Here is a 1901-nt window from a genome sequence, read left to right as displayed (position 1 = left end):
GGAAGGTTCCGGCGGGGCCCTGGCCAAAACCGATCCCCTGCCCGTGGAAGCGGGGGCTACTTGCCGGTGAACTTCTCGTACTCCTTGAGCACCTCTTCGGTCGGGCCGTCCATGCGCAGCTCGCCGCGCTCCAGCCACAGGACCCGGTCGCAGGTGTCACGGATGGACTTGTTGTTGTGGCTGACCAGGAACACCGTGCCGGCATGCTCGCGCAGCTCGCGGATCCGGTCCTCGGAGCGCTTGCGGAACGCCGCGTCCCCGGTGGCCAGCGCCTCGTCGATCATGAGGACGTCGTGGTCCTTGGCCGCGGCGATGGAGAACCGGAGCCGAGCCGCCATGCCGGACGAGTAGGTGCGCATCGGCAGGGTGATGAAGTCGCCCTTGTCGTTGATGCCGGAGAAGTCGACGATGTCCTGGTAGCGGGCCCTGATGTCCTCGCGGGACATACCCATGGCGAGACCGCCGAGGATGACGTTCCGTTCGCCGGTGAGGTCGTTCATGAGGGCCGCGTTGACGCCGAGCAGCGAGGGCTGGCCGTTGGTGTAGACCCTGCCCTTCTCCGCGGGCAGCAGGCCGGCGATGGCCCGCAGCAGGGTCGACTTGCCGGAGCCGTTGGACCCGATCAGGCCGATCGCCTCACCGCGGTAGGCGACGAAGGAGACCCCGCGGACCGCGTGCACCCTGCGGACACCGCGCTCGTCGCCGCGCCTGACGATACGACTGAGGGCGGAGGTCGCGCTGCCCTTGCCGGTCTTGGCGCCGTTGACGCGGTAGACGATGTGCACGTCCTCCGCTATGACGGTGGGGATCCGCTCCCCTGTGCTGTGCTCAGCCACGGCCGTACCGCTCCTCCGCCTTCCAGAAATACACGAATCCGCCGCCGAAGACGACCACGGCCCAGGCCAGGGCGACGGCCCAGACGTGCGGCGGCAGGTTCGAGGCGCCGTAGCCGTCGATGAGCGCGAAGCGCATCAGGTCCATGTAGACGGTGGCCGGGTTGACCTGGAGGAGGGTGCGCGCCCACTCCGGCCTGCCCTCCATCATCTTGGTGATCGAGAACATCACGCCGGACATGTACATCCAGGTGCGCAGGACGAACGGCAGCAGCTGGGCGAGGTCCGGCGTCCTGGCGCCCATCCGGGCCACGATCAGCGCCAGCCCGGTGTTGAACAGGAACAGCAGCAACAGGATCGGCACGACCAGCACCCAGGACAGGCCGGGGCGGCTGCCGAACCCGACCACCACGGCGACCATGACGATCATCGAGAACAGCAGCTGCTGGAGCTGCTGGAGCGCGAAGGAGACGGGCAGCGAGGCGCGCGGGAAGTGCAGCGCGCGCACCAGGCCGAGGTTGCCGGAGATCGCCCGGACGCCCGTCATGATCGAGCTCTGCGTGAAGGTGAAGGTGAAGACGCCGGTGACCAGGAACGGGATGTAGACGTCCTGCGACATACCGCGGCTGGCGTGCAGGATGACGCCGAAGATGAAGTAGTACACGGCCGCGTTCAGCAGCGGTGTGGCCACCTGCCAGAGCTGGCCCAGCTTGGCCTGGCTGTACTGGGCGGTGAGCTTCGCCTGGGAGAAGGCCAGGATGAAGTGACGGCGGCCCCACAGCTGGCGTACGTACTCGACGAGCGAGGGCCGGGCGCCGCTCACCGCGAGCCCGTACTTGGCGGCCAGCTGCGCCGCCGTGAGGCCCTCGTCGGGCGCCGGTGCCGCGCTCACCGCGATCCCGCCGTCATGCGTTGTCTCACTCAAGGGTGGAGGCCTTCGTCTTCAGGTTCGTCTTACTCATGTCTTACGGAATTGTGCTACAGGGGCGCGACACGTATCCGCGAGGGGATACGGCCCCGAGGGGGCGGCCGACGGCCCCGAGGGGGCGGCCGACCAGGCCGCACACC

2 protein-coding genes are annotated in these 1901 nt (G+C 68.3%); both read right to left on the bottom strand.

The features are described 5' to 3' along the window. Positions 1-56: 56 nt before the first annotated feature. Positions 57-836: an ABC transporter ATP-binding protein gene (locus ABZ646_RS45950; protein WP_360533570.1), complete on the bottom strand. Its 780-nt coding sequence runs from the start codon at positions 834-836 to the stop codon at positions 57-59. Continuing rightward, on the bottom strand, positions 829-1758 hold the full coding sequence (locus tag ABZ646_RS45945) for an ABC transporter permease (protein WP_360533567.1): 930 nt from the start codon (positions 1756-1758) through the stop codon (positions 829-831). The genes ABZ646_RS45950 and ABZ646_RS45945 overlap by 8 nt, the downstream gene beginning before the upstream one ends. Positions 1759-1901 lie beyond the last annotated feature (143 nt).

It is taken from the genome of Streptomyces sp. NPDC007162, assembly GCF_040634175.1.
Taxonomy (GTDB): domain Bacteria; phylum Actinomycetota; class Actinomycetes; order Streptomycetales; family Streptomycetaceae; genus Streptomyces.
The sequence above is the reverse complement of the archived record's forward strand: the minus strand, read 5'-3'. Positions and strand labels throughout refer to the sequence as shown.